At 67.0% G+C, this 26,768-nt stretch carries 29 protein-coding genes; 7 read left to right on the top strand and 22 right to left on the bottom strand.

The genetic code is table 11. The annotated features are described in order from the left end of the window. Positions 1-19: 19 nt before the first annotated feature. The 10 genes from AC5P74_RS00365 to AC5P74_RS00320 all read right to left on the bottom strand — a co-directional run bounded on the left by AC5P74_RS00365 (position 20) and on the right by AC5P74_RS00320 (position 6,662). Positions 20-277, bottom strand: coding sequence for an acyl carrier protein (locus AC5P74_RS00365; RefSeq protein WP_005420312.1), 258 nt, complete (start codon positions 275-277; stop codon positions 20-22). Between the two features lie 17 nt (positions 278-294). Then, positions 295-552: a phosphopantetheine-binding protein gene (locus AC5P74_RS00360; RefSeq protein ID WP_005411610.1), complete on the bottom strand. Its 258-nt coding sequence runs from the start codon at positions 550-552 to the stop codon at positions 295-297. Beyond that, positions 539-1,336 carry a lysophospholipid acyltransferase family protein gene (locus tag AC5P74_RS00355; RefSeq protein WP_005420313.1) on the bottom strand — a complete coding sequence of 266 codons (798 nt, stop codon included), beginning with the start codon at positions 1,334-1,336 and terminating at the stop codon, positions 539-541. The genes AC5P74_RS00360 and AC5P74_RS00355 overlap by 14 nt, the downstream gene beginning before the upstream one ends. After that, entirely contained in the window at positions 1,329-2,072 is a 744-nt protein-coding gene (locus AC5P74_RS00350; protein ID WP_053498347.1) for a beta-ketoacyl synthase chain length factor, read from the bottom strand. Before AC5P74_RS00350 ends, AC5P74_RS00355 begins: the two co-directional genes overlap by 8 nt. A 218-nt stretch (positions 2,073-2,290) precedes the next feature. After that, the gene (cydB, locus tag AC5P74_RS00345) at positions 2,291-3,304 is read right to left on the bottom strand and encodes a cytochrome d ubiquinol oxidase subunit II (RefSeq protein ID WP_329842009.1); all 1,014 of its coding nucleotides are present in this window, start codon (positions 3,302-3,304) and stop codon (positions 2,291-2,293) included. 1 nt (position 3,305) lies between these two features. Then, positions 3,306-4,703: a cytochrome ubiquinol oxidase subunit I gene (locus AC5P74_RS00340; RefSeq protein ID WP_005420319.1), complete on the bottom strand. Its 1,398-nt coding sequence runs from the start codon at positions 4,701-4,703 to the stop codon at positions 3,306-3,308. A gap of 213 nt (positions 4,704-4,916) precedes the next feature. Then, positions 4,917-5,132, bottom strand: coding sequence for a hypothetical protein (locus tag AC5P74_RS00335; protein WP_053498343.1), 216 nt, complete (start codon positions 5,130-5,132; stop codon positions 4,917-4,919). Continuing rightward, complete coding sequence (locus AC5P74_RS00330) at positions 5,129-5,773, bottom strand: RNA polymerase sigma factor (protein WP_005420322.1); 645 nt, start codon at positions 5,771-5,773, stop codon at positions 5,129-5,131. The genes AC5P74_RS00335 and AC5P74_RS00330 overlap by 4 nt, the downstream gene beginning before the upstream one ends. A 36-nt stretch (positions 5,774-5,809) precedes the next feature. Then, on the bottom strand, positions 5,810-6,139 hold the full coding sequence (locus AC5P74_RS00325) for a hypothetical protein (RefSeq protein WP_346607730.1): 330 nt from the start codon (positions 6,137-6,139) through the stop codon (positions 5,810-5,812). Between the two features lie 70 nt (positions 6,140-6,209). Next, the gene (locus tag AC5P74_RS00320; RefSeq protein WP_005420323.1) at positions 6,210-6,662 is read right to left on the bottom strand and encodes a hypothetical protein; all 453 of its coding nucleotides are present in this window, start codon (positions 6,660-6,662) and stop codon (positions 6,210-6,212) included. A gap of 161 nt (positions 6,663-6,823) precedes the next feature. On the opposite strand from AC5P74_RS00320, the gene AC5P74_RS00315 reads away from it, so the two are divergent. From AC5P74_RS00315 to hemF, 5 genes are all read left to right on the top strand, one after another. Next, positions 6,824-9,193, top strand: a complete 2,370-nt coding sequence (locus AC5P74_RS00315; protein ID WP_065177831.1) for a S9 family peptidase — start codon at positions 6,824-6,826, stop codon at positions 9,191-9,193. Further along, on the top strand, positions 9,190-9,609 hold the full coding sequence (locus AC5P74_RS00310) for an NUDIX hydrolase (protein ID WP_005420325.1): 420 nt from the start codon (positions 9,190-9,192) through the stop codon (positions 9,607-9,609). The genes AC5P74_RS00315 and AC5P74_RS00310 overlap by 4 nt, the downstream gene beginning before the upstream one ends. A gap of 30 nt (positions 9,610-9,639) precedes the next feature. Further along, positions 9,640-10,200 carry a hypothetical protein gene (locus AC5P74_RS00305; RefSeq protein WP_253134614.1) on the top strand — a complete coding sequence of 187 codons (561 nt, stop codon included), beginning with the start codon at positions 9,640-9,642 and terminating at the stop codon, positions 10,198-10,200. A 70-nt stretch (positions 10,201-10,270) separates the two neighbouring features. Continuing rightward, positions 10,271-11,887: a hypothetical protein gene (locus AC5P74_RS00300; protein ID WP_346607731.1), complete on the top strand. Its 1,617-nt coding sequence runs from the start codon at positions 10,271-10,273 to the stop codon at positions 11,885-11,887. Between the two features lie 54 nt (positions 11,888-11,941). Next, positions 11,942-12,838: an oxygen-dependent coproporphyrinogen oxidase gene (gene hemF / locus AC5P74_RS00295; RefSeq protein WP_049415973.1), complete on the top strand. Its 897-nt coding sequence runs from the start codon at positions 11,942-11,944 to the stop codon at positions 12,836-12,838. Between the two features lie 36 nt (positions 12,839-12,874). Here hemF and AC5P74_RS00290 read toward each other — a convergent pair whose 3' ends face one another. Together AC5P74_RS00290 and polA are read right to left on the bottom strand one after the other, a co-directional pair. Beyond that, positions 12,875-13,354, bottom strand: coding sequence for a DUF421 domain-containing protein (locus AC5P74_RS00290; RefSeq protein ID WP_053498330.1), 480 nt, complete (start codon positions 13,352-13,354; stop codon positions 12,875-12,877). A 366-nt stretch (positions 13,355-13,720) separates the two neighbouring features. Beyond that, complete coding sequence (gene polA, locus AC5P74_RS00285) at positions 13,721-16,495, bottom strand: DNA polymerase I (RefSeq protein ID WP_329842019.1); 2,775 nt, start codon at positions 16,493-16,495, stop codon at positions 13,721-13,723. Between the two features lie 98 nt (positions 16,496-16,593). On the opposite strand from polA, the gene AC5P74_RS00280 reads away from it, so the two are divergent. Then, entirely contained in the window at positions 16,594-16,878 is a 285-nt protein-coding gene (locus AC5P74_RS00280) for a DUF2782 domain-containing protein (protein WP_005420332.1), read from the top strand. A gap of 270 nt (positions 16,879-17,148) precedes the next feature. Here the strand turns inward: AC5P74_RS00280 and AC5P74_RS00275 are convergent, their stop codons facing one another. The 3 genes from AC5P74_RS00275 to AC5P74_RS00265 all read right to left on the bottom strand — a co-directional run bounded on the left by AC5P74_RS00275 (position 17,149) and on the right by AC5P74_RS00265 (position 18,774). Then, positions 17,149-17,595 carry a universal stress protein gene (locus tag AC5P74_RS00275; RefSeq protein ID WP_005420335.1) on the bottom strand — a complete coding sequence of 149 codons (447 nt, stop codon included), beginning with the start codon at positions 17,593-17,595 and terminating at the stop codon, positions 17,149-17,151. A 191-nt stretch (positions 17,596-17,786) separates the two neighbouring features. Next, positions 17,787-18,341 carry a hypothetical protein gene (locus AC5P74_RS00270; RefSeq protein ID WP_053498326.1) on the bottom strand — a complete coding sequence of 185 codons (555 nt, stop codon included), beginning with the start codon at positions 18,339-18,341 and terminating at the stop codon, positions 17,787-17,789. A gap of 106 nt (positions 18,342-18,447) precedes the next feature. Beyond that, positions 18,448-18,774 carry a low molecular weight protein tyrosine phosphatase family protein gene (locus AC5P74_RS00265; protein ID WP_053498324.1) on the bottom strand — a complete coding sequence of 109 codons (327 nt, stop codon included), beginning with the start codon at positions 18,772-18,774 and terminating at the stop codon, positions 18,448-18,450. A gap of 108 nt (positions 18,775-18,882) precedes the next feature. Between AC5P74_RS00265 and AC5P74_RS00260 the strand changes: the two genes are divergently transcribed. After that, complete coding sequence (locus AC5P74_RS00260) at positions 18,883-19,620, top strand: hypothetical protein (RefSeq protein ID WP_329842022.1); 738 nt, start codon at positions 18,883-18,885, stop codon at positions 19,618-19,620. Positions 19,621-19,727: 107 nt separating this feature from the next. Here the strand turns inward: AC5P74_RS00260 and uvrD are convergent, their stop codons facing one another. The 7 genes from uvrD to AC5P74_RS00225 form a co-directional block, all read right to left on the bottom strand. Then, the gene (uvrD, locus tag AC5P74_RS00255; RefSeq protein WP_346607699.1) at positions 19,728-21,920 is read right to left on the bottom strand and encodes a DNA helicase II; all 2,193 of its coding nucleotides are present in this window, start codon (positions 21,918-21,920) and stop codon (positions 19,728-19,730) included. 9 nt (positions 21,921-21,929) lie between these two features. After that, on the bottom strand, positions 21,930-23,351 hold the full coding sequence (locus AC5P74_RS00250; RefSeq protein ID WP_171957725.1) for an FAD/NAD(P)-binding protein: 1,422 nt from the start codon (positions 23,349-23,351) through the stop codon (positions 21,930-21,932). 45 nt (positions 23,352-23,396) lie between these two features. Then, positions 23,397-24,815 (bottom strand): cardiolipin synthase, encoded by a 1,419-nt coding sequence (gene cls, locus AC5P74_RS00245; RefSeq protein ID WP_014648869.1) that lies wholly within the window; start codon positions 24,813-24,815, stop codon positions 23,397-23,399. 125 nt (positions 24,816-24,940) lie between these two features. Next, complete coding sequence (locus AC5P74_RS00240) at positions 24,941-25,189, bottom strand: hypothetical protein (RefSeq protein WP_005420350.1); 249 nt, start codon at positions 25,187-25,189, stop codon at positions 24,941-24,943. A gap of 483 nt (positions 25,190-25,672) precedes the next feature. Beyond that, positions 25,673-25,840: a 50S ribosomal protein L33 gene (gene rpmG, locus AC5P74_RS00235; RefSeq protein ID WP_169411268.1), complete on the bottom strand. Its 168-nt coding sequence runs from the start codon at positions 25,838-25,840 to the stop codon at positions 25,673-25,675. A gap of 10 nt (positions 25,841-25,850) precedes the next feature. Beyond that, positions 25,851-26,087, bottom strand: a complete 237-nt coding sequence (gene rpmB / locus AC5P74_RS00230; RefSeq protein ID WP_005411638.1) for a 50S ribosomal protein L28 — start codon at positions 26,085-26,087, stop codon at positions 25,851-25,853. Positions 26,088-26,621: 534 nt separating this feature from the next. Further along, positions 26,622-26,750 carry a hypothetical protein gene (locus tag AC5P74_RS00225; protein WP_346607698.1) on the bottom strand — a complete coding sequence of 43 codons (129 nt, stop codon included), beginning with the start codon at positions 26,748-26,750 and terminating at the stop codon, positions 26,622-26,624. Positions 26,751-26,768 lie beyond the last annotated feature (18 nt).

Genomic DNA, 26,768 nt, shown 5'->3' with positions numbered 1-26,768 from the left:
GAAGCCGCCGGCGCTGCGGTCAGGCGGCTGCCTGGTCCGGCAGCAGTCCATACACGACATCAACGATGTCCTGCACGGTGCGCACGGCCTTGAACGCTTCCGGCTGCAGGTTGCGGCCGAGCAGTGGCTTGAGCTGCACGATCAGGTCGACCGCATCGATGCTGTCGATGTCCAGGTCGTCGTAGAGCCGGGCCTCGGGGGTGATCCGGGCGGTTTCAATCTCGAAGCTGTCGGTCAGGATGCTGACGATGCGTTCGAACAGTTCATTCTTGGTCATGGCTATTCCTGGCGCCGTTACGACTGGCGGGCGGCGACGAACTCGCCGAGCGCGCGCACGCTGGAGAAATGGCGACGGGTTTCTTCCGAATCGGCCGAGAGGCTGACACCGTACTTCTTCTGCAGCGCCAGGCCCAGCTCCAGCGCGTCGATCGAATCCAGGCCGAGGCCCTCGACGAACAGCGGCGCGGTCGGATCGATGTCCTCCGGCGTGATGTCCTCCAGCGAAAGGGAGGAAATGATCAATTCCTTGATCTCGTGCTCAAGTGCTTGCACGGGGCGGATCTCCAGACAGGTCGAAATAACGAGAAAGGTGCTCGGTGACGCGGCGGGCTGCCAAGGCATCCCCCCTTGGCGAGTCGTCATCGGCCAGGAAGGGCGCGATCGGGATATCTTCGCCGATCTGCAGCCGAACGTGAAAGCGACGTGAGGGGACACGATACCACTTCTGTCCCTTGGTCAACGTGGGCGGGGTGCAGGTGATCCGCACCGGGGTGATGTCCAGCCGGCCACGGACGGCGATGTTGGCGGCCCCGCGCTGCAGCCGCGGCGGCTGGCCCGGCACGCTGCGGGTGCCTTCGGGGAAGATCACCAGGGTGCCGCCGGCGTGCACCGCCGCCACGCAGTCATCGACCAGGCCAGCGCCATCGTCATTGGAGATGTAGCCGGCCGCCCGCACCGGACCGCGCATGAACGGGTTGCAGGCCACGGCCCGTTTCACCACGCAATCGGCGTTGGGCAGCAGCGAGATCAGGCAGACCACGTCGATCAGGGTCGGGTGATTGGCCAGCACCAGCAAACCGTCGCGCTGCAGGCGTTCACCGCCCTCGATCTGGTAGGTCATCACCCCCAGCGCGCGCATCAGGCGCAGATGGCTGGCAAAGGCAACCTGAACCACGCGGCGGGCCCGACGGCGACGGACCACCGGGTCGCGCATCAGCAGCAGCACCGGCATCACCAGCACGCCCAGCAGCAGGCCGCCCATGCCGAATGCGGCAAAGCTCAGGCCGGTGCCGAGCACCCGCCAGGCATGATCGAGACGGCGCAGCGCCTCAGCCACGGCGCCCCCAGCGCCAGCGCTGGCCTTGGGCCACGTGCTCAAGCGCCGGCGCACCGGACAGCAGGAAGCGGTGCAGGTCCAGCGCGTGCGGCAGCGCGCCCGGGGCGGTGGCAGGGGCCTCCGGCGCCGCCTCCCACTGCAGGGAGAGGGTCGGCTGGCCCGGCATCGGCGCCGTCAAACGCCAACACCAGGCAAAGAACGGGTCGGGTTCGTCGGCGAACGTCGAGTAAATCTCGGGAAGGCGCGACTCATACACCACGACCCGCACTTCGCGGGCGCCATCGGCGAGCAGACCGGCCGCTTCCAGGCAGGCGGTCTCGACCGTGGCCTGGCCGGCGGCCAGCGCCAGGTAGTTGCCACGGTGGCCGCGCGCGATCGAGTACAACGCCGCGATCGCGTTGTGCACCGACAGGCCGAACCCCGTCGGTGACAAGGGCTGATCACTGGCCAGCGCCCCCAGCAGCTCCATCGAACGGGCCACGTCGCCGTGGCGGCTGGCGAACACCAGCGGGACCTGGTTGTCCGCCCCCTGCCCATCCTCGCACCAGCAGGCAGCCTGGATCGCCATCCGGCCCAGCCGCTCGATGCGGCGGCGCTGCATTGCCGGGATCTCGGCCAGCGCCGGCGTGTCTTCGCCAACCGGCGGATACGGCGCATCGGCCCAGCCCAGCCACTGGCTACGCTCGCTCAGGCCGGGCGCCCAGGCAGCCCAGTCGACGATGGAGAATTCGATCATTTAGCGAAGGTGCTTCAACGGGAGAACAATAGGCACGAGCCATTACGGCGACGCGCGGCGGCCCCCCATTCCTGCAGCCGTGCGTCCGTCCAGGACGTCGCCGGCCGCCCCCCTGGCTGCCGGAAAGGAGCGCACGCTAGCACGTCCTGCACGGGGTGTGCAGGTTTCACATTCCCCAACACGGGAGCCGGCACCGGCGCCCCCCCCGCTTCAATCGATCAGTGGTAACCGGTATCGGCGTGCACCTTGCCGCGGAACACCCGGTACGACCACGCCGTGTAGCCGAGGATGACCGGCAGCAGAATGACCAGCCCGACCAGGGTGAAGCCCAGCGAGGAGGCCGGCGCGGCGGCCTGCCACAGGGTCATCGACGGTGGCAGCAGGTAGGGCCACATCCCCAGCACCAGGCCGAGGAAGCCGAGTACGAACAGGGCCAGGCTGAGCAGGAACGGCGGCAGGTCACGGCGCGGGTGGGTGGCACTGCGCCACAGCGCAGTGGCTACCGCCAGGGTCAACAGCGGCACCGGCGACAGCCACCAGAAGTTGCCGTCGCTGAACCAGCGCGCCATCAACCGCGAATCGAGGAACGGCAGCCAGCTGCTGACCAGGCCCATCGCCGCGATCACCGCCACCACCAGCGGCCGGGTCATCTGCCGCGCCAGCGCCTGCACGCGCCCTTCGGTCTTCAGGATCAGCCAGGTGCTGCCCAGCAGCGCATAGCCGGCCACCAGCGCGGCACCGGTCAGCATCGCGAACGGGCTGAACCAGGCGAACGGCCCGCCCTGATAGACACCGTCCACCAGCGGGATGCCCTGCACCAGGGTGCCCAGGATCACGCCCTGGGCGAACGTCGCCAGCAGCGAACCGAGGCCGAACGCCACGCTCCACAGCCGGCGTGACCGATGTGCCTTGAAGCGGAATTCAAAGGCCACGCCACGGAACACCAGCGCCACCACCAGCACCAGCACCGGCAGGTACAGCGCCGACAACAGCACCGCATAGGCCTTGGGGAAGGCCGCCAGCAGGCCGGCACCACCCAGCACCAGCCAGGTCTCGTTGCCGTCCCAGATCGGCGCGGCGGTGTTCATCATCAGGTCCAGCTGCTCCTCGTCCTCGGCGAACGGGGCGAGGATGCCGATGCCAAGCACGAAGCCGTCCAGCACCACGTACATCAGCACGCCGAAGCCGATCACCGCGAACCACGCCACCGGCAGCCAGGTCATCAGGTCCATGTCAGCGCTCCTCCAGCGGTTCGTCGGCTGCCGACAGCGGGCGCGCCGGGGTGTGGCTGCCGTGGTCCAGCGACGGCCCTTCGGCGTAGGGCTGCGGTCCGTGGCGCAGGATCTTCACCAGGTACCAGATGCCCCAGCCGAACACGAAGGCATAGCCAACCACGTAGACACCCAGCGACAGCGCGGTCATCCACGCGCTCTGCGGGCCGACCGCATCGGCGGTGCGCAGCAGGCCATACACCACCCATGGCTGGCGCCCCATCTCGGTGACGAACCACCCCGACAGCAGCGCGATGAAACCGCTGGGCAGCATCCAGTTCCAGCCGCGCAGCAGCCATGGCGAATCGAGCAGCTTGTTGCGCCACAGCTGGAAGGCCGACACCCAGGCCAGCAGCAGCATCAGCGTGCCCAGCCCGACCATGATGCGGAAGGCAAAGAACACCGGCGTCACCGGCGGCCGCTCGCTGGCCGGTACCGCGGTCAGCGGGTCGAAGGTGCCGTCCAGGCTGTGGGTCAGGATCACGCTGCCCAGCTTCGGGATGGCCACTTCGAAATCGTTGCGCTCCTCCTTCTCGTTGGGCAGCGCGAACACCACCAGCGGTACGCCCTCGCCTTCCCGGGTCTCATGCCAATGCGCTTCCACCGCCGCGATCTTCATCGGCTGGTGCTTGAGCGTGTTCAGGCCATGCATGTCGCCGACGAAGATCTGCACCGGCACGGTCAGCGCGGCGAATGCCACAGCGGCGATCAGCATGCGCCGGCCCGCTTCCACGTGCGTGCCCCTGCGCAGGTACCACGCACCCACGCCACCAATCACGAAACAGGTGGTGATGAACGAGCCCAGCGCCATGTGCGCGAGGCGGTAGGGGAACGAGGGATTGAACACCACCTGCCACCAGTCCACCGGATGCACGATGCCGTTGACCATCTCGTAGCCGGCCGGCGTGTGCAGCCAGCTGTTGGACGACAGGATCCAGAACGTGGAGAACAGCGTGCCCAGCGCAACCATGCAGGTGGACAGGAAATGCAGGCGCGGCGAGACCCGGCCCCAGCCGAACATCATCACGCCGAGGAAGCTGGCTTCGAGGAAGAACGCGGTCAGCACCTCGTAGGTCAGCAGCGGGCCGATGACCGTGCCGGCCACCTCGCTCAGCCGCGGCCAGTTGGTGCCGAACTGGAACGCCATGACGATGCCGCTGACCACGCCCATGCCGAACGACACCGCGAAGATCTTCTGCCAGAAGAAATACAGCTCGCGCCACACCGGCAACTTCGTGCGCAGCCAGCGCCATTCGATGAAGGCCAGCCAGCTGGCCGTGCCGATGGTGAAGGCGGGGAACAGCACGTGGAAACTGATGACGAATCCGAACTGGATCCGGGACAACAACAACGCGTCCAAGGGACGCCTCCTGCCTGCGACCGGTGGGATACCGGACCACTTTAGGAGGATTTCGTTAAGACGGGATGCGACCGGGTGACGCGCTGCTTCACTTTGTCGCAGGGGTCAACCGTTCTGGTAGCTGCCAACCCTGGTTGGCACACACGCCCAAGCGCCGACCAAGGTCGGCATCCACCCACCGCGATTGGAGCGGCCCCTTGCCCGGCGGGTGCCTCAGTGCCAGAAATACCAGGCCGCCGCAGCCAGCAGGGCGCCAAACAACAGCACCTGCACCACCACATAACCCACGCCACCGTCGCGCGACTCAGCGGCAATGCGCTTCTGCAGCGCCTCGCTCACATCCGGCGTGTCTTCCTGCTGCGCCTGCTCACGCAACGCCTGTGCCAGCGCGCGCGCTTCCGCATCGCGAGGGTCGGTCGGTGGGTTCACAGCAGCTCTCCGGCGGTGGCATGCCGCGTCAGTTCCTGCTTCAGGGTCTGGCGCGCGCGGTGCAGGTGGCTCTTGATGGTACCGCGCGCCAGCCCGGTCACCTGTTCGATCTCGGCCAGATCGAAATCCTCCAGGTAATGCAGGCCGACGATCAGGCGCTGCGGCGGACTCAGCCGTTCCAGTGCCGCGCTGAGCTGGCGCCCGGCCTGCAGCGCCTCGCTCAACTCGGCCGGCCCGGGCCCTTCATCGCCGATGCCCAGTTCCTCCGGCGCCTCCACCGCCACCATCCACTGCGCCTCCAGTCGCCGCCGGCGCAGGTGCTGCAACGCCGTGGTGTAGGCCACCCTTGAGACCCAGGTGCGCAGCGAGGATTCAAAGCGGAACCGGTGCAGCTGGCGGAATACCGCCAGGAAGGTTTCCTGCAGCAGGTCGGCCACCTGGTCGCGGTCGCCGACCATCCGCCCGATCAGATGCGCGCAGGTACGTTGATGGGCCTGCACCAGCTGCGCGAACGCCGGTTGCGAGCCGTCGATGATGGCGATGACCAGGGCGCGGTCGTCGCCCGCGTCCAGCGAGGGCTCAACGCGGACATCGCGGCGGCGTCCCCGCCATGCAGCCAATGCTCCGCCCAGCAGGCTCATGCGCGGGGCGCCCCCTGTGCCCGTGGCATGCCTGCCTCACCCCTTGCGCGCGGCAGGCCGGGTGAAGTGCCAGGCCAGCAGCTGGCCGAGGCCGGCACTGCCGACCAGCGCGGCAGCGGCACCAAAGGTCAGGTCGCGGGCCCCGATGGCTTCCAGCAGGGCCATGGCCAGGGCCAGGCAGACCAGGCTGATGCCCCAGCGCAACGCACCCTGGCGGCGGCGCTCTTCTTCCAGCACGGCCAGCGAGCGGATCACTTCCTCCGGTACGTGCGGGGCGACCAGCTTGCTGCGCGCGCGTGCATCGGCAGTGGCATGGATCGCGTAGGCGATGCAGATGAATAGGGTGATCGGGATCAGTTCCTGCATGGTCGGGCTCCTGTTCGATGGATGATGCGGGTTCAGGAGAATGGATGCGCGACCACGGCAACCGGTTGCACTAGCTGTCCGCCGACGTTTCGCTGGCGCCGGTCGTGTCCGCCGGGTCGGGGAAATAGGTCTCCACCTGAAAATCCAGCTGCAGGTCCGTCATCAGCCGCAGCAACTGCGGATCCAGCTCGAAACCCGCCCATGCCGTCTTTCCAAAGATGCCAACACGCAGGCCGATCCCGGCCCCCTCCTGCAGCAGTTCCCTGATCACGTCGGCGCGTGCCCGCAGGAGATCGATCAACGCCGGCCAGGCATCCATCAGCCAACCGTCCTTTCCCCTCTGCAGTACGAACACCACGCGGGTCGCCGCATGAACCCGGATCAAGGTACCGTCGCGATCCCGATATCCGGTCCCGACATCACGGGAAAACGCCGGTTCCAGATCCAGCCGGGCGGCAATTCCGGCGCCGGCCTCTGTCGGGTGCTGCACGCCCAGAGAGATCCTGTAGTCGTAGCAGTACATATCGGTTCCATCCGAACGGAATGACCATCATGCCGCACACGCCGTCGCAGCGACCCGGGCGGTGCCGTTTTGCCGATTCCGCTGCCGTGACCTGTGGCCCCTGCCCCCGGCCCGGACGGCTGCTACCCTTGCCCGGTTTCCTCTTCTGGTGCCGTCCGCCCATGTCCCGAGTGCTGCCCCTGTCCCTCCTGCTGTCGGCCGTGCTGGCCGCACCGGCCGCGCATGCCGCGCCGACGCCGATCACCATCGAACAGGCCATGGCCGACCCGGACTGGATCGGTCCGCCGGTCGAGAAGGCCTGGTGGTCGTGGAACAGCCAGCAGGTGGAATACCAGCTCAAGCGCAACGGCAGCCCGGTGCGCGACACCTTCCGCCAGCCGGTGGCCGGCGGCGTGGCCGCGCAGGTGGCCGATGACCAGCGCGGTACCCTGGACGTCGCCGATCCGGTCTACGACCGCAGCCGCAGCCGCAGCGCCTTCGTGCGCAATGGCGATGTGTTCGTGCGCGACCTGCGCAGTGGCGCGCTGACCCAGCTGACCCGCAGCAACGAGCGCGCGGGCAATGTGAACTTCGCGGCCGACAACGGCGTGATCTGGCGCGTCGGCCAGAACTGGTTCCACTGGACCGCCGCCAGCGGCGTGCAGCAGGTGGCCAGCCTGAAGGCCGAGAAGGACCCGCGCACGCCGCCGAAGGCCGACGTGCTCCGCGACCAGCAGCTGCGCACGCTTGAAACCCTGCGCCGCGACCGCGAGCAGCGCGAGGCATTGAAGGACCAGGACCAGCGCTGGCGCCAGGCGGATCCGACCCGCGCACCGGGCCCGGTCTACCTGGGCGCCGACGTCGAGATCGGTGACAGCGTGCTGTCGCCGGACCTGACCCACCTGATCGTGGTGACCAAGCCGAAGGACTTCGACGACGGCCGCACCAGCAAGATGCCGCTGTACGTGACCGAGTCGGGCTACGAGGAAACCGAGGACACCCGCACCCGCGTCGGCCGCAACGGCTTCGAGCCACACACCCTGTGGTACGTGGACGTGCGCACCGGCAAGGCCGAGAAGGTCTCGCTGTCCGGCCTGCCGGGCATCAGCACCGACCCGCTGGCCGAACTGCGCCGCAAGGCCGGCAAGGATGCACTGAAGGGCGAGCGCAGCGTGCAGGTGATGAGCGACTTCATGGGCGGCGGCATCCGCTGGAGCGCCGACGGCCAGCAGGCCGCGGTGATGCTGCGTGCCAACGACAACAAGGACCGCTGGATCATCAGCGTCAACGCCGCCGACGGCCGCGTTCAGAACCGCCACCGCCTGACCGACAACGCCTGGATCAACTGGGGCTTCAACGATTTCGGCTGGATGGCCGATGGCCGCACGCTGTGGCTGTTGTCCGAGGAATCGGGCTTTTCGCACCTGTACACCCAGGCCGGCACCGCCAAGCCGCAGGCGCTGACCAGCGGCAAGTGGGAAACCTCGGCACCGGTGCCGTCGGCCGATGGCAAGGGCTTCTACTTCCTGTGCAACCAGCAGGCGCCGCATGACTACGAAGTCTGCGCGGTCGACACCGGCAACCGCCAGGTGCGCGAGCTGACCAGCCTCAACGGCGTGGAAGACTTCTCGCTGTCGCCGGACGGCCAGCAGCTGCTGGTGCGCTACTCCGGCGCCTACCTGCCGCCGCAGTTGGCGGTGCTGCCCAGTGCCGGTGGCCAGGCGCGCGTGCTGACCGACACCCGCACCGCCGACTACAAGGCACGCCAGTGGATCCAGCCGAAGCTGGTGGCAGTGCCGTCCAAGCATGGTGCCGGCGTGGTCTGGGCCAAGTACTACGAACCGGAGAACAAGGAACCGGGCCGCAAGTACCCGATCGTGATGTTCGTGCACGGCGCCGGCTACCTGCAGAACGTGCACCAGCGCTACCCGGCCTATTTCCGCGAGCAGATGTTCCACAACCTGCTGGTGCAGAAGGGCTACATCGTGCTGGACATGGACTACCGCGGCAGCGAGGGCTACGGCCGCGACTGGCGCACGGCGATCTACCGCAACATGGGCCACCCTGAACTGGAAGACTACAAGGACGGCCTGGACTGGCTGGTCGACACCCAGCAGGGTGACCGCGACCACGCCGGCATCTACGGCGGTTCCTATGGCGGCTTCATGACCTTCATGGCGCTGTTCCGTGCGCCGGGCACCTTCAAGGCCGGCGCGGCGCTGCGCCCGGTGGTGGACTGGCACAACTACAACCACGGCTACACCAGCAACATCCTCAACACCCCGGACATCGACCCGGAGGCGTACCGCGTGTCCTCGCCGATCGAGTACGCGCAGAACCTGCAGGACAACCTGCTGATCGCCCACGGCATGATGGATGACAACGTGTTCTTCCAGGACTCGGTGAACCTGACCCAGCGCCTGATCGAACTGCACAAGGACAACTGGTCGATCGCCCCGTACCCGCTGGAACGCCACGGCTATGTGCGTGCCGATTCCTGGCTGGACCAGTACAAGCGCATCCTCAAGCTGTTCGAGCAGAACCTGAAGTGAGCAATGCCGCAGCCACGATCCGGATCGTGGCTGCGGTCATCCTGGATGACCGCGGCCGGGCGCTGGTGGTGCGCAAGCAGGGTGCGCGCCGCTTCATCCAGCCCGGTGGCAAGCCCGAACCCGGCGAGGCGCCCCTGCAGGCGCTGGCCCGCGAGCTGGACGAGGAACTGGGCGTGCAGCTGCGCGCCGATGCCGCCATCGCGCTGGGCACGTTCGAGGACTGGGCTGTGAACGAGCCCGGCCACCGCGTGCAGGCACAGGCGTGGTGGGTGCAGGTGGACGGTGCGCCGCAGGCGCGCGCCGAAATTGCCGAACTGGCCTGGGTGCCGCTGCAACCGCCGCATGGCCTGCCCTTGGCACCCTTGAGCGAACACCATATCCTGCCGGCCGTCGCCACCCGGGCGACGGCCCGCTGAGCAGGCGGGCGCCGACTGCAAGGACATCGGATGTCAATGTCGATCCCGTCGATCCCCTCGCCGCTTTCCCCGGCCTATCACGCCTGGGTGCGCCCGGTCGCACAGGCTTCGTTCTGGCTGTCACTGCTGCTGACGATCTACTTCGTGCTGCAGGGACTGGTGCTGTGGCCGCTGCAGAACCTCACGCTGTGGCGCCTGGTGGAAAGCGAAGTGCAGCAACAGCAGCTGCACAGCCTGGTCTGGCTGCTGGCGCACCCGGTGGCCGCGTCAATGGTCCTCGCGCTGTTGTGCCTGGCCTCGACCGTGTCCAGCTGGGGCCTGCTGCGTGAACGTCGCTGGGGCCTGTGGAGCTTCGTGGTACTGCTGCTGCTGAGTGCCCTGACCAACTTCGCAGCCGCCTGGTGGCTGGACCTGTTCATGGGCGACTTCATTCCGCTGCTGGCCGATGACCCGGCCCTGCTGCAGGAGCTGCAGCTGAAACGCTGGCTGATCACGCTGACCGTGGTCGGCATGTCGTTCGTGCTTCTCGGCCTGCAGGGCTGGCTGGCCTGGCGACTGCTGCGCCCCGACGTGCGCGCGCGCTTCCACTGAGTTCTGCCGGGCGTGGGCCACGGCCTCCGGCAGCACCCGGCGTTTTGCCTTTGATCGTCAAGGAGACGACATGCTCTCACTCGCACCGTACCGCCACTGGCTGGCCTGGGCGCTGCTGCTGGCCGCGCCGGTGGCCGCCGCACAATCACCGCAATGCGGCCTGTTCAAGGCCGACGAAGGCAGCGGTACGCTGCGTATCAGCTCGCCGAACCGCGGCGAGCAGAAGCACTTCGGCAGCGCACCGACGCCGGTCGCGTTCCAGCAGATCGACGGAAAGCTGCAGCTGGTGAACCTGGAGTACGGCCTGCCCAGCGTGCTGCAAGTGCGCGATCGTGGCCGCACGGTCGAGGTGGATGGCACGGTCTACACCCTGCAGGCCCCCGCACGATGCGCCGCAGCCGCCACCCCGGCTGAAGGCAGCTGCCTGGCCGATGCGGCGGCGTGCCTGGACAACCGTCGCGAAGCGACCCCGGCCGCGCTGGAAGCAGGGTGCCGGGAAGGCGTGCCCGGCATGTGCCTGCAACTGGCTGATCGTTGGCACGAGGAAGCCAAACCTGCGGTCGAGGCCGATCCCGCCCTGGCAAAGGCGGCGCTCGACGCCGCCCTGTCCGGCATCAGACTCCCCGCCGCCTGTGACGACGGTGGCTTCGACCAGGGAACCCCGGCGTGTGCCGCCGCACTCGAGGCCGACCCCGCAGTGCAGGAGAAGCTGGTCAAGGCCGCGATGACCGCAGCCATGACCGAAGCCATGGTGACGATGACGGCGCCGACCGTGCCGGTGATCATTCCGGCTGAGCAGCGGCAACAGTTGCTGCGGCTGTGCCGCGAGGTACCGGACGGCAGTTTCTGCACCCGCGTGGCCGAGCTGTCCTGGGAGGCGGGAGATCCCCAGCAGGCGGTGCAGGCCCTGGCTGCGGCCTGCACCTCCGGCAATGACACCGCTACCTGCGAGCGCCTGCCAGCGCTGCAGGCGGTGGGTGCATCGTTGCAACCGCAGCCGGCAACGGTCCTGCCCTGCGGTGATTACCGGTCCGACGGCGGCCTGATGGACACGCTGGATTTCGGCGACGACGGCCTGGTCGGTGTGGGCTGGAACAGCCACCTTCGCGCGCGCGTCGAAGAGGGCGACATCCGCATCCGCCACGACAGGGGCGGCGACTTCGTGCTGCGCCCGCTGCCCGGCGGGCAGTTGCTGGGCCTGGATACCTGGACCCGCTTCCAGGTGTTCACCCCCACCGGCAAGGGTGCCACCCGGTGCAGCGCACCCAAGCAGTACACGGTACTGCCGCTGCCACAGGACTGCCCACTGGCGCTGGCCAACGAGGACGGCGCCGACGCCTGCTGTGCGCAGGGCAAGCTGCAGGGCTGCAACATACTCGGCAACCGGCTGGCGCTGTCCGGGCACTGGCTGCAGGCCGCAGAGCACTACACCACGGTCTGCCGCGCCGGCGTCCGCGAAGGGTGCGAGAACCTGGTCACCGCGCAGGGCAATGGGGCGGACGTGGATGCACGCGCCATCCTGGGGCAACTGTGCGAGGCCGACCGCAGCGGCCTGCATGTGGCCTGCGATGTGCTCGGAACCCAGAACTGGGAGCTGATCACGCTGGGCGGTGCCCTGCAGAAGGCGGTTGATGAAGCGGCCGTGGACGACGCTCCGGCGCCGCGCACTACCAACCGCAAGCGCTGAGCCTGCCAGGGCCTGTCCGCGGCGTTGGCCGGGCCCTGCGGTAAAGTACGCGCCATGAACGAATTCGAGCGCGTTCGCGCCTACCTCACCGAGCTGCAGGACCGCATCTGTGCGGCGATCGAGGCCGTCGATGGCCGGGCCCGCTTCCAGGAAGACCTGTGGCAGCGTGCCGAGGGCGGTGGCGGGCGTACCCGCGTGCTGCGCGACGGTGCGGTGTTCGAGCAGGCCGGCATCGGCTTCTCCGACGTGGCTGGCAGCCGCCTGCCACCGTCAGCCTCAGCCAACCGCCCGGAACTGGCGGGCGCCTCCTGGCGCGCCACCGGCGTGTCGCTGGTGTTCCACCCGCTCAACCCGTACGTGCCGACCACCCATGCCAACGTGCGCTTCTTCCAGGCGCAGCGCGACGGTGAAGTGGTGGCCAGCTGGTTCGGCGGCGGCTTCGACCTGACCCCGTTCTATCCGTTCGACGAGGACGTGCAGCACTGGCACCGGGTCGCACGCGATCTGTGTGCGCCGTTCGGCGACGAACGCTACGCCGCGCACAAGCGCTGGTGTGATGAGTACTTCTTCCTGCGCCACCGCAACGAAACGCGCGGCGTCGGTGGCCTGTTCTTCGACGACCTGCACGGCGACTTCGAGCGCGATTTCGATTATCTGCGCGCGGTCGGCGATGGCTTCCTCGACGCCTACCTGCCGATCGTGCAGCAGCGCAAGGACACACCCCATGGCGAACGCGAACGCGAGTTCCAGCTGTACCGCCGCGGCCGCTACGTGGAATTCAACCTGGTCTACGACCGCGGTACCCTGTTCGGGCTGCAGAGCGGTGGCCGCAGCGAAAGCATCCTGATGAGCCTGCCACCGCGGGTGCGCTGGGAATACGGCTTCTCGCCCGAACCGGGCAGCCCCGAATCGCGCCTGGCAGACTATCTGGTGCCGCGCGACTGGCTCTGAGGGGTGCCGTCGCGCGGGGCGTGGGCTCGGCGCTGGTCAGCTGCCCTTCCGCGCGATGATGGTGATGTGCCCGGTGGTCTCCAGCAGGGCAATCTGCACGTCTTCAATCTGCAGCCCGCCCTGCTGGCGCAGCGCGGCATCGAAGTCGGCGCGGCTGATCAGCTCGCGGCGAAGTACCGCCTCGAACAGGCGACCATCGCGCGCGATTACGGTGGGTTCTCCTTCGATCAACCGCTCCATCCGCCGGTTCCGGGTGGTCAGCCAGCCCACCCCGTAGTTCAGCAGGATCAGGGTCGCCGCCAGCAGCAGGCCGCCGCCCAGCGAGGTGTCAGCGCCCAGCAGCGCGTTCTGCACCGCGTTGCCCAGCAGCACGATCAGCAGCACGTCGAAGGGCGTGATCTGCCCCAGGGCCCGCTTGCCGCCCAGCCGGACCATGCCCAGCACCACGACATACACCACCACCGCGCGCAGGATGAATTCCCACCACGGCATGGCCAGGGCGAACAGGTCGGGCATGGTCTTCCCCTGCGGAACGGTGGCCCAGCCTAGCACCTGGGGTCAGATCCCTTTGCCCGGCGGGTAAAGGGATCTGACCCCCAGTGTGTTCCATACGCGCAAATAAAAAGCCCCGCTGACCAGGGGGAGGTCAACGGGGCCGGGGAACGGGCACTTGGGGAGGAGTCCCCGTTCCGAGATCTGCTCCAGGGGATGGGAGAGATCCACAACAGGCATTGCGCCTGTCGGGAGTTATAGAAGCACTCCGAACACTAACGGTTCGTGAAGGGGCCCCATTTAATGAATTTCAATCGGGGCAACATTCATGGTCGAGTCAGAAACCCCCGACTCATGAACACATTCACGTCGTTTTCGGCCTGAATTCCGTCAGTGCGCCTCATCCCAGTTGCTGCCGACGCCGGTATCGACCACCAGCGGCACTCGCAGTTTGGCCGCTTGCGACATGCGCTCCACCACCTGCAAACGCAGGTCTTCAACGAAACTGCTTTCGGTTTCGAAGACCAGTTCATCGTGCACCTGCAGGATCATCCGCGCTGGTGCCCCGCTGTCGCGCAGCCACTGGTCCACATCCACCATTGCACGCTTGATGATGTCGGCGGCAGTGCCCTGCATCGGCGCGTTGATCGCGGCGCGCTCGGCACCGGCACGCAGGCCCTGGTTGCGGGCGTGGATGTCGTTCAGGTACAGGCGGCGGCCGAACAGGGTTTCCACGTAGCCCTGGTCACGGGCCTGCTGGCGCATCCGCTCCATGAAGTCGCGCACGCCCGGATAGCGGCTGAAGTACAGCGCCACGTAGTCCTGTGCCTGGCCACGGTCGATGCCCAGATTGCGGGCCAGGCCGAAGGCGCTCATGCCGTACATCAGGCCGAAGTTGATCGCCTTGGCGGCGCGGCGCTCGTTCGGGGTCACCTCCTCCAGCGTGCGCCCGAACACCTCGGCGGCGGTGGCACGGTGCACGTCGGCGCCCTGCTCGAAGGCGCGCACCAGGCCCGGATCCTCGGACAGGTGGGCCATGATCCGCAGCTCGATCTGCGAATAGTCGGCGGCCAGCAGCTGGAAGCCCTCCGGCGCCACGAACGCGCGGCGGATGCGGCGGCCGTCCTCGGTGCGGATCGGGATGTTCTGCAGGTTCGGGTCCGATGAGGACAGGCGGCCGGTGGCAGCACCGGACTGGTGGTAACTGGTATGCACCCGGCCGGTGTCCGGGTTGACCATCTCCGGCAGCTTGTCGGTGTAGGTGCTGCGCAGCTTGGCCAACCCGCGGTAGTCGAGGATCACCCGGGGCAGCTCGTGCTGGTCGGCAATTGCCTCCAGTGCCTCTTCATTGGTGCTGGGCTGGCCCTTCGGGGTCTTCACCACCGCCGGCAGCTTCAGCTCGTCGAACAGCACCGCCTGCAGCTGCTTGGGCGAATCCAGGTTGAAGCTGCGGCCGGCCAGCTCGGTGGCCTTCTGCTGCGCGGCCAGCATGCGCAAGGACAGGTCCTGGCTCTGGCGGCGCAGTTCGTCGGTGTCGATCCGCACGCCGTTGGCTTCGATGCTGGTCAGCACCGGCACCAGCGGCATCTCGATGTCGCGGTACACGCTGTCCAGCGCCGGCTCGGCCAGCAGCTGCGGCTGCAGCGCGCGATGGAGGCGCAGGGTAATGTCGGCGTCCTCGGCCGCATAGCGGCTGGCTTCGTCGATGCCCACCTGCGAGAACGGAATCTGCTTGGCGCCCTTGCCGGCCACGTCCTCGAACTTGAGGGTGGTGTAGCCCAGGTAACGCAGGGCCAGCGAATCCATGTCGTGGCGGGTGGCGGTGGAGTTGAGCACGAAGCTCTCGAGCATGGTGTCGTCGTGGTAGCCCTGCACCTCCACGCCGTGGCGGCGCAGCACATGCAGGTCGTACTTGCCGTGCTGGCCCAGCTTCTTCTTCGCCGGGTCCTGCAGCACCGGCCGCAGCGCATCCAGCACCTGCTGCATCGGCAGCTGGGCCGGCGCACCCGGGTAATCGTGGCCGACCGGAATGTAGGCCGCCCTGCCCGGCTCGACAGCCAGGCTGACGCCGACCAGGCGCGCGCGCATCGCGTCCAGCGCATCGGTTTCAGTATCGAAGCTGATCAGCTCGGCCTGCTCCAGGCGCTCGACCCAGGCCTGCAGCTGCCCGCTGGTCAGCACGGTCTCGTATTCACCCGGCGCGGACAGTGCCGGATCCAGCGTGCCGGCGGCGGGCGCCTCGACGCTGCCACGCGCGAAGCCGGCCGCAGTGCCGCGCAGGCTCGGGGTCGCCTCGCTGGCGGCCACCGGTGCCGGCACAGGCGCGCCCAGCTCCTTCAGCGCCTGGGTGAAACCATAGCGCGTATATAGCTCGGTCAGCGCCGGAACATCCTGCTCGCGCAGCGCCAGCGTGGTCGGGCTGGCCTCCAGTTCCACATCGGTGCGGATCGTCACCAATTCGCGGTTCAGCGGCAGGCGTTCCAGCGCAGCGCGCAGGTTCTCGCCGATCTTGCCCTTCATGGTCGGCGCGGCCGCCATCACCCCGTCCAGGTGCTGGTACTCGGCCAGCCACTTGGCAGCGGTCTTCGGCCCGCACTTCTCCACGCCCGGCACGTTGTCGACCGCGTCGCCCATCAGCGCCAGCAGGTCGATGATCTGATCGGCGCGCACGCCGAACTTGTCCATCACCGCCGCGTCGGAATCCATGCGGCTGCCGGTCATGGTGTTGACCAGTTCGATGCCCGGCCGCACCAGCTGGGCAAAGTCCTTGTCACCGGTGGAAATGGTCACCTTCAGATCCTGCGCCAGGCCCTGCAGCGCAAGCGTGCCGATCACATCGTCGGCTTCCACGCCGGGGATGCGCAGGATGCTGATGCCCAGCGCTTCGACGATGCGGCACATCGGCTCGACCTGGCTGCGCAGTTCATCGGGCATCGGCGGGCGGTTGGCCTTGTACTGGTCGTACAGGTCATCACGGAAGGTCTTGCCGGGCGCATCGACCACGAACGCGACGTAGGCCGGGCGCTCCTTCAGCGTCGAACGCAGCATGTTGACCACGCCGAACAGCGCGCCGGTGGGTTCACCCTGTGCATTGGACAGGGGCGGCAGCGCGTGGAACGCGCGGTACAGGTAACTGGACCCGTCGATCAGGACTAATCTGCTCATGCGCCGATTCTACGCGCCCGTGCCTGCACCGCGGCGACACGGCGCGCACACCGCGATGGGGCATAATCAAGGCTCTTTCCAGGCAAAGGCCCCCGCCGATGAAGACCCTGATGCTGGCTTCCCTGCTCCTGCTCGCTGGCTGCGCCAGCATGGGTGGCGCGGGTGCTCCCCCGGTGGACGTCAAGGGCGCGGATGTGTCCAGGCGCACCATGGACAACGGTGACACCATCGAGGAATACCGTGTGTCCGGCCAGCTGCGCATGGTCAAGGTGACCCCGTCGCGCGGTGCCCCGTTCTACATGTATGACAAGAACGGCGACGGCCGCATGGACAACGACAAGGACGGTGTCTCGCCGGTCTACTGGAAGCTGTACAGCTGGTGAGGTGACCGGGGTTGTGACCGGGGTCGGATCCCTTTCCACAGGAAAGGGCTCTGACCCCCTCAGGGTGATTGGCACGGCCCATCCACGCATGGCGTGGATCTACCGGGACAACGAACGTGGGTCCACGCCATGCGTGGGTGACCGCCTATCAGTAGATCCACGCCATGCGTGGATTCACCCCAGCCCCCTACAAAAAACAACGCCGGCACGCATCCTGCGCACCGGCGTCGGGTCCCCTCCCCGGGGAACGCTTGAATCTGCGGGTATGGATCAGCGGATGACCAGTACCGGCAGCGTGCTGCGTGCCAGCACCTCGGCAGTCTGGCTGCCCAGCAGCACGCGGGTCACGCCACGGCGGCCGTGCGAGGTCATCACGATCAGGTCGCTGTTGCGCTCGGCCGCCGTCTCGATGATGCCGTCGGCCGCGTAGCGGTCCAGCACGTGCACCGGGTTGGCGGTGATGCCCTGCTCGGCGGCCTTGGCCAGCGCCGGCTGCAGCACCTTCTGCGCGCCTTCCTCGCGGTCAGCCTTGTATTCCGGGCTGTTCATGTAGCCCACGCTCCAGCCCATGGCGTCGTACATGCCGACGGCCCACGGCTCGGAGACAGTCACGATATCGACCTCGGCGTTGAGGTCCTTGGCCAGCTCCAGGCCCTTGGCCAGGCCCTTGTCGGCCAGCTCGGACCCGTCGGTGGCAATCAGGATGCGCTTGTACATGGTGGGGCTCCGTGGCGGTCTGCCAGATGGGAACGCCACCATTGCACACCGGATGTGGAGGCGGCGCCTTGAGCAGGATCAATCCGGCGCTGCGCAGGGGCCCGTGCGCACCGTCGCGTGGTCCGAGGGACGCGCTCGGCCGGCCCACTTCTGTAGAGCCGAGCCCATGCTCGGCTCCACAACAATGTCGCTCAGGCGATCTGCACCACGCGTGCGTTCTGGCACAGCGGATAACTGGACACGAATTCGGCAATCGCATCACGCATCGCCTCGAACGATTCGCCGTACATGTACAGTGCGGTTTCGGTCGGGCCCTGCCACCAGCTGCAGATCTCGCCCAGGCCATCGATGTTCCCGGACAGCTGCTCGAATACGTGGTTGGAATCGCACTGTTCGTAGACCTCGTCCGGCAGGTTCAGGCCATCCAGGTAGATGCCCAGGCCCTCGGTCACGCCGAAGCTGCGATCCGCTTCGCCTGCCCCCTGGATCTTCGACCCCTTCGGTGCACCCAGCTGCTCCAGCAGGTCGATCAGCTTGGGCACCCCGGCCACGTCGACCAGTGCCACTTCGATATCGCCGTATTCGACCTCGCCGTCGTCGGACATCGCGGTGCCGCCACCGGTGATCTCGCCGACATTGGCCGCCTGCAGCAGCGCATCGAGCGGGTCTTCGAACAGCTCGTGGCGATGTTCGGGCTGCAGCCGGGCATTCAAGGTCACGGTGACGTGCAGCGCGGGTTCGGTCATGGGGGCGTTCCTGGAAGAAGTGCCGCCTATTGTAGAGCCGAGCCCATGCTCGGCTGCTTTTCGCGCCAGAAGCAGCCGAGCATGGGCTCGGCTCTACAACAGCCCGTCAGCGCAGGAACGGCGCCACCTTGCGCTTGAGCAGCTCGACCAGCACCGGGTCCATGTAGTCGTAGTCGTCGGGAATATCCAGGCAGATCACCCGCTTGCCGTTCAACCAGGCCTTGTAGCGGCTGGACAACCGGTTGCGATGCGCCTTCTCCATCACGAACACCAGGTCGGCCCACTGCAGCAGCTCGGGGCTGAGCACTTCCTCGGCGTCGGCCAGCAACCCGGCCGAGGCGGTTTCGATGCCCGGCCAATCGGCAAACACCTGCTCGGCAGTGGGGCTGCGCAGGCGGTTCTGGCTGCAGAGGAAGAGCACGTTGCGGGTCATGGCTGCAGCGTATCGGGGTAGGATCCCTTTTCCAACGGAAAGGGGCTCTGACCCCATCCAGGTGCTTTCAGACAAGTTGCATGGCCGGAAGACCTTCAGCAGACCATCATGTGCTTTTCCACCATCCAGATGCGCATGATCACCAGGGATGACCTGTTAACGACGTTCGCGGAGGTAGCCGAGGCCCACGGCTGCTACTTCAGCAAGTACGTAGTCGCGACGTACGTGCTCTATTGCTGCATAAGGAACGCCGAAGGACATGACCTCGCGATCGCATCCAGGAATGTCGATGATCCGGAATTCGCCGCCAGCGTTGTGCTGAACGCACCGCACCATCTTTCACATGATGGGCCAACGATCTTCGAGATTCCTTCCAACGCCTATGGGTTCACTCATGCGATGGCGGTTCCCAGCACCTATCACGGGCTTCTGAATCGGATCGAGAAGCGCACGGAGCTGTTCCTATGCCTGCCGATCTTCCGGTGTGAGTTCAACGGCAACGAATCAGCAGAGGATTTCAGGTGGTCCACACATCACATCGTTGACGTCAACAACTGGCATAGGACCAGGCAGCCGAAGATAAGCGTGTACCTCGACAATCCCCGCACTGGCGGCGGAACGGACAAGGACGGCGCCATCGTGAGCCTGGAGACGTTGATGGCCGAGATCGACAACCTCAACGGAGTGAGCAGCGGCTTCATCGAGATCACCAACTATCGCAATGAGGTGATCGAGGTGTTGTCGCCGGAGGAAGGTCACTACGTATTGATCCGCAACCGCCAAGACGAAGAAGCGATGGACCGAGCGCGGTTGGTGGCAGCCGTAGAGACGTTCACCACCGGCTGACGACCGACCGCGTTTGTAGAGCCGAGCCCATGCTCGGCTGGGTTTTCCCCGGTACAAGCAGCCGAGCATAGGCTCGGCTCTACAGGTATCCCGCCCCTCGACGGTGATCAGATCACCGTCAGGTTGGCGTAGGCCATCACCAGCCACTTGCTGCCGGCGTCGGCAAACTCGACCTGCACGCGGGCGTGGGCGCCGCTGCCTTCGTAGTCGGTCACCATGCCTTCGCCGAACTTGGGATGGGTAACCAGCGCGCCGAGCTTGATCGGCGGTGCTTCGATCGAGGCATGGCCCATCACCCGGCTGGCGCCCATCGAGGCCGGTCGCGAGACCTGCACCTTCGGGCGCACTTCGTGCAGCAGCTCACGCGGAATCTCGCGCAGGAAGCGCGATGGCAGGCTGTAGTTATCCTGGCCGTGGATGCGGCGCGATTCGGCATAGCTCAGCACCAGTTTCTGGCGCGCGCGGGTAATGCCCACGTAGGCCAGCCGACGCTCTTCTTCCAGACGCCCACTTTCCTCCAGCGAACGTGCGCTGGGGAACAGGCCTTCCTCCAGGCCGGCCAGGAACACCAGCGGGAATTCCAGGCCCTTGGCCGAGTGCAGGGTCATCAGCTGCACGCCGTCCTCGCCCGCCTGCGCCTGGCCCTCGCCGGCCTCCAGCGCGGCGTAAGCCAGGAACGCAACCAGCTCATCCATGTCCTCGCCCACTTCCTCGATGTCGTCGGCGCGGCGCACGAAGCGCGAAGCGACCGAGACCAGTTCGTCGAGGTTGTCGGTGCGCGATTCCGAATCCAGCGAATTGCGGCTTTCCTTGCTCCAGTGCTCGCGCAGCTGCGAGCGGGCCAGCACGTGGTCCACGCGCTCGGCCAGGGTCATGTGCACGGTCTGGGCCTGCAGCTCGTTGACCAGCCCCAGGAAGCCGGCCAGTGCATTGCGCGCACGTGCGGCCAGCGCGCTGCCCTGGGTGACCAGCATCGTCGCTTCCCACAACGAAATGCCCTGGGCGCGCGCCTCGCGGCGCACTTCGTCCAGCGTGCGGTCGCCGATGCCCCGGGTGGGCGTGTTGACCGCGCGCTCGAAAGCGGCGTCATCATTGCGGTTGGACAGCAGGCGCAGGTAGGCCAGCGCGTCCTTGATTTCGGCACGCTCGAAGAAGCGCATGCCGCCGTACACGCGATAGGGCACCTGTTCGCTCAGCAGCGCCTCTTCAAGCGCGCGCGACTGTGCGTTGCTGCGGTAGAGCACGGCCACTTCGGTGTAGCTGCCACCGTCGCGCACCCACTGGCGGGCACGCTCGACGATGTAGCGCGCCTCGTCCATCTCGTTGTACGCCGCGTACAGGTCGATCGGTTCACCGTCGCCGCTGTCGGTCCACAGCTGCTTGCCGATGCGGTCCGGGTTGTGCGCGATCACCGCGTTGGCGGCGCCGAGGATGTTGGCGGTGGAGCGGTAGTTCTGCTCCAGGCGGATGGTCTGTGCGCCCGGGAAGTCGCGCAGGAAGCCCTGCACGTTCTCGACCTTGGCACCGCGCCAGCCGTAGATGGCCTGGTCATCGTCGCCGACCACGAACACGTGGCCGGAATCGCCGGCCAGCACGCGCACGAAGGCGTACTGGATGGCGTTGGTGTCCTGGAACTCGTCCACCAGGATTTCGCGGAAGCGGGCGCGGTAATGCGACAGCAACGCCGGGTTGTCGCGCAGCAGTTCATGCGCGCGCAGCAGCAGCTCGGCGAAGTCGACCAGGCCGGCGCGGTCGCAGCGTGCCTGGTACTCGATGTAGGCCTGGCGCATGGTTTCCAGCCACGCATCGTGCGGTTCGGGCTGGATGTGCTGCGGGCGGCGGCCTTCGTCCTTCTGCGCGTTGATCCACCACGCGATCTGCTTGGGCGGGTACTTGCCGTCGTCCAGCTCCAGCGCCTGCACCACGCGCTTGACCAGCCGCAGCTGGTCGTCCGAGTCCATCACCTGGAAGCCTTCTGGCAGCTTGGCGTCCTGCCAGTGCAGGCGCAGCAGGCGGTTGGCCAGGCCGTGGAAGGTACCGATCCACATGCCACGGCTGCCATGGGGCAGCTGGGCGTCGATGCGGTGGCGCATTTCGCCGGCCGCCTTGTTGGTGAAGGTCACCGCGAAAATGCCGTGGGTCGGCACGCCATCGACTTCATGCAGCCAGGCGATGCGGTGGGTGAGTACGCGGGTCTTGCCGGAACCGGCACCGGCCAGCACCAGGTGGTGGCCGGGGGGAGCGGAGACGGCTTCGCGCTGGGCCGGGTTCAGGCCATCAAGCAGGTGGGAGACATCCATGCCTCCATTTTACGGCATCGCCGTCGCGGCTCCTGCGACCACCTGGCTGGCCAGTGCCTGCGCCTGCTGGCGCAGTTCAGGCACCGCCAGGCTTTCCCACAGGCTGCCGATGCGCAGGCTGCCGAGCACGCCCAGCCGTGCCTGCGGCTGGCCACCGGCAGCACGCAAGCGGTCGCCCGGCACCGTGCTGTCCAGGCCCAGCCCATGCGGGCCGGGGCGTGCCAGGCCCTCGGCCTGCAGCTGCTGCAGCAACGGATTGCGCAGCGCACTGGCGCGGGTTTCCACGCCGGTGGCGTTGACCACGCCGCCGATCGTCCAGTGCTGTTCATTGCCGTTGGCATCGCGACCCGACAGCCGCAGGGCATCGCCTTCGCGGCCGACGCGTTGCAGGCGGGACCGGTGAATGCGCAGTTGGCCGCTTTCGATCAGCGCCTGCAGCTGTGCGTCGACCTCTTCGGCGATGCGGTGGCGATGCACGTCCCAGTAGCGCACCACATGGCGCAGGAAGCGGCGCTGGTCGGCCGCGTCGAGGCTGCACCACAGCGCCTGTCCATGCGGACGGATGCGGTCCATCACGCCCTGCCACGGCAGCCCGTCGGCCTGCGCCTGGCGAGCGAACCCGCGCAATGCGCGCAGGCGCTGGCGCAGGCGCATCGGCAGCAGCGTGGCCGGGTCGAACGTGGGCAGGCCGCCATGCGCATGCGGAAGCGGCAGCAGGCCATGGCGCGAGATCACGTGCAGCGGGCCGGTGTGGCCGGCGGCAACCAGCGCCAGCACGGTGTCGGCCATGCTCAGGCCGGAGCCGACGATGGCCACGGCCTGCTCACCGGCCAGGGTACGCACGCCGTCGTAGTCCCAGGCCTCGATCACATCATCGGCGGGCAGTGCCTCGGCACCGGCCACCGGCAGCGGCCGCATGCTGTTGCCGGTAGCGAGCACCGCCTGCACGGCGTGCAGCGTCTGGGCATCGCCAAGTGTCAGCCGGTAGCCATGGTCATCCGGCTGCAGGCCCAGCACCGGCTGCGCGATCACCTGCAGCTGCGCCGGGCTGGCCGCAGCGGCCTCCTGCAGGCGCTGCTGCAGGTAGGCCGCAAAGTAGTGGCGGCATACATAACGCTCGCCCAGCACCTCGCGCGCCTCGCCCGGGTAGGCGTTGGCGGCCATCAGGTAGTCGAGGAAATCGCCGGGCTGGTCGGCAAACGCACTCATCTTCGCCGCCGGCACGTTCAGCAGGTGCTCCGGCCACGGCGTGGCATAGGCGATGCCCTGGGCCAGCTGCGAAGCCGGTTCGAGAATGGCCAACGCCAGTGGCGCCTTGGCTTGGCGCAGTACCTGGATCGCCACCAGCACCCCGGCCGCACCACCACCGATGATTGCCAGGTCCAGTTCGCCATTACGCGGTGAATCAGTCATGCGCCGATTGTAGGCCATCGGCGATGACGGGCCGGGTTGCCGAAGCGGGCGATTGCCGCCGCCTCACATCAACGCATCGGCCAGCCGTGCGATGCCTTCGCGGCTGCGCCGCCACGTGGGGCGGCTGCGCCACTGCTGCAGGTCCAGCTGCCGCGACTCGCGCAGGTAGCCATCCTCGATCGCACACAGCTGCTGCACCAGCGCGCGGTCGTAGCAGACCAGGCCGATCTCGGCATTCAGCGCGAATGAGCGGATGTCCATGTTGATCGAGCCGAGCACGGCGATGTCCTCGTCCACGCTCATGTGCTTGGCGTGCAGGAACTGCGGCTCGTACAGCGCGATGCGCACGCCACAGCGCAGCAGCTCGTCGTAGTACGCCTCCTGCGCCCACGAGGTCAGCCGCTGGTTGTTGCTGGCCGAGAGGATCAGCTGCACCTGCACACCGGACAAGGCCGCAATGCGCAACGCGCTGAGCGTAGCTTCGTCAGGCACGAAATACGGCGTGACCATCACCAGCCGTCGCCGTGCCAGGTGGATCAGCGCCGCCACCGCATCGCGCGCATTGCTGTACGGATAGGCCGGGCCGCTTGGCAGCAGCTGGGTGGCGATGTCGTCGCTGCACTCGGGCACATCGGCTATCACGTCCAGGCGCTGGCCGGTTTCCATGTACCAGTCGCTGGCGAACACCGCTTCCAGGTGCGCCACTGCCGGGCCACGCACGCGCGCCACCAGCTCGCGGTTCGGGTGGCCGGGCACGAACTGCGGGCCGGCCAGGTTCTGCGAACCGACATAGGCCACTTCGTTGTCGATCACCGCGATCTTGCGATGGTTGCGCAGGTCCATGCGCCCGCTGCGGCGCCAGCGCAGGCCACCGGGCAGCATCGCGCGTACCTCGATGTCGCGCGCCTGCAGGCGCTTGCGATAGGCGCGCAGGCCGCGCTTGGCGCCCACCGCGTCGAGCAGCACGCGGCACTGCACGCCCCGTGCAGCCGCACGCTGCAGCGCCTCGACAATGGCCTCGCCGACCGCGTCGTCGAACATCAGGTAGTACAGCAGGTGCACGCGGTCTTCGGCCTGGTCGATGTCGGCAATCAGCGTGTGCAGCGATTCGTCGTAGTCGGTCAGCAGGTCGACGGCGTTGCCGTGCACCGGCATGAAATCGCCCTGGCGCTGCACCAGCGGCACGATTTCGGCGCTGGCGGTGTCCGGCTGCGGTGTCCAGCGCAGGCGATGCTGCAGCGCCTGTTCCTCGCGGATGACCTGCGAGGCCTCGGCCTGGCGGCGGATGCGTTCGCGTGACAGCCACGGGTGGCCAAACAGCAGATACAGCGGCAGGCCCAGCAGCGGCACGAAGCCGACCAGCAGCAGCCAGCTGCGCGCCGCACCCGGCGTGGTGCGGGTGGGAATCCAGCACAGCGCGACCAGCCGGATCAGCCAGTCGATCAGCAGCAGGTAGGAACCCAGCAACCACTCGAACAGCATCGTGTCGCCCGTCGGGAGGTGATGGGCCATTCTGCCCAGCGGCCTTTGTAGAGTCGAGCCATGCTCGACTGCCTTTCGTTCCGACCGCAGAGCAGCCGAGCGTGGGCTCGGCTCTACAGAATGGCTCAGTGCCGCACCGGCACCTCGCACAGCTGGCGTACCGAATCGGCATGGCGGCGGCCGTTGAGCGCCATGCAGGCAATGGCCTGTGCGGCCCGCTCCAGCTGTGCCTCTGGAAGCGGCGACGGTGCGCCGTTGGCCAGTGCCAGGTGGTGATCGCACAGCAGCAGCGCCATGCCCTCGATGCCTTGCAACATGCGCTGCAGGCGCAGCCAGCCCAGTTCCAGGTCCTGGCGGTGTGATGGGGTGTTCATGCAACCTCCTTCAACGGATCTGGCCACCGTGAAGGTGGCGGACGATGCGTGGTTGCAATACCGGGAAGCAATCAATCAGCAAACGAACCGGCGGGCGCAAGGCCCCCTCGCACCGTCCGCCATAGAGGCGGATAGGTCACCAACCGTCGCCGGAGGGATCTCCGGCGACGGCGGGCGAGTCTACTGATTGATTGACTTCACGGGATTGCAAGCCCGACCGCTGCAACTGCAGCGGCTTGCCATCTTGGGCACGGCCACGCCTGTGATTCCAATTGATTTGGAGCGCACGAAGAGCCGGAACCGGTATACACAATCACTTATCGCATTCGGCCCATCATTCCGCGCAGGGCGTCATTGGCGACAGCGTGCGCAGGGAGTGCGGCAGTGCCGACCAGGGTCGGCACCCACCAGGGGGAAGTGCCAGACATGAAAAAACCCGCCACAAGGGCGGGTTTCTTCGCGGGGATCAGCAATCCGTGCGGATTACTTGATCTTGCCTTCCTTGTACAGGACGTGCTTGCGCACGACCGGATCGTACTTCAGGAATTCCATCTTCCCCGGGGTGTTCTTCTTGTTCTTGTCCGTGGTGTAGAAGTGGCCGGTACCGGCCGAGGAAATCATACGGACCTTATCGCGCTTGCCTGCCATGATGCTTTACTCCTCAGACCTTTTCGCCGCGCGCACGCAGCTCAGCCAGAACGGAATCAATGCCGTTCTTGTCGATGGTGCGCAGTGCATGCGCGGAAACACGAAGCTTGACCCAGCGGTTCTCGCTGGCCACCCAGAAACGGCGCTCGTGCAGATTCGGCAGGAAACGACGACGGGTCTTGTTGTTGGCGTGCGAGACGTTGTTACCCGTCTGCACTCGCTTGCCGGAAACCTGGCATACGCGGGACATTGCGCACCTCGATAGTAGTAGTTGTCAGCCCGTAGCCCGGGAGACGGCGGCCTCGATGGTTGCCCACCACACGTCAAGAGAATCAAAGGGTTACGCTGGCGTTGGGCGACCGGGGACGTGCTCCCGGGGGCGCCGCCCGGCAGAAAACCGGACACAGCGAGCCGCGCATTATGCACCGGTTCAAGCACTTGCGCAAGTTACCCACAGGCAGATGCTGAACGTAAGATGCCGCGTTCATGCCGGGGCTGCCAATGCTCACGGCTCCAAGCGAGAAGCCCTCGATACTGCTGGCCCTGCCCCTTGGAACCGAAGGCGACACGCAGCCTCTGGTGATGACGTGTCATGGGCTGCGCTAGCGTGATCACGAGGTGGTGCTGCTGGCCGAAGGCGCCGCGCGCGCGACTTGGGAGTGCCACATGTGACACTGAGGGGCGACATTCACGATTGAATGACGACCTAGGTAGCCTGCGGCAGAGACCTCGCCGCCGCGCGTACGAACTGACGTGCATGGCCTGACGACACCTTCCTCCACGATCAAGCGATGGCTCGGCGCTTGAATCCAAAGTCGTTGAACTCCTCCATCGCGTCCAGCACGGCCTTGAAATGGGTGTCGCGGCCAGCAACGCCAACGTCAAACGCCGAGATCATTTGAGTTCCGGTCATCACAACAATTCACGATCT

The organism is Stenotrophomonas sp. YJH_SMC_94-11, from assembly GCF_059370435.1.
Note: the sequence above shows the minus strand (reverse complement) of the source record. Positions and strands in the feature narration are given on the sequence as shown.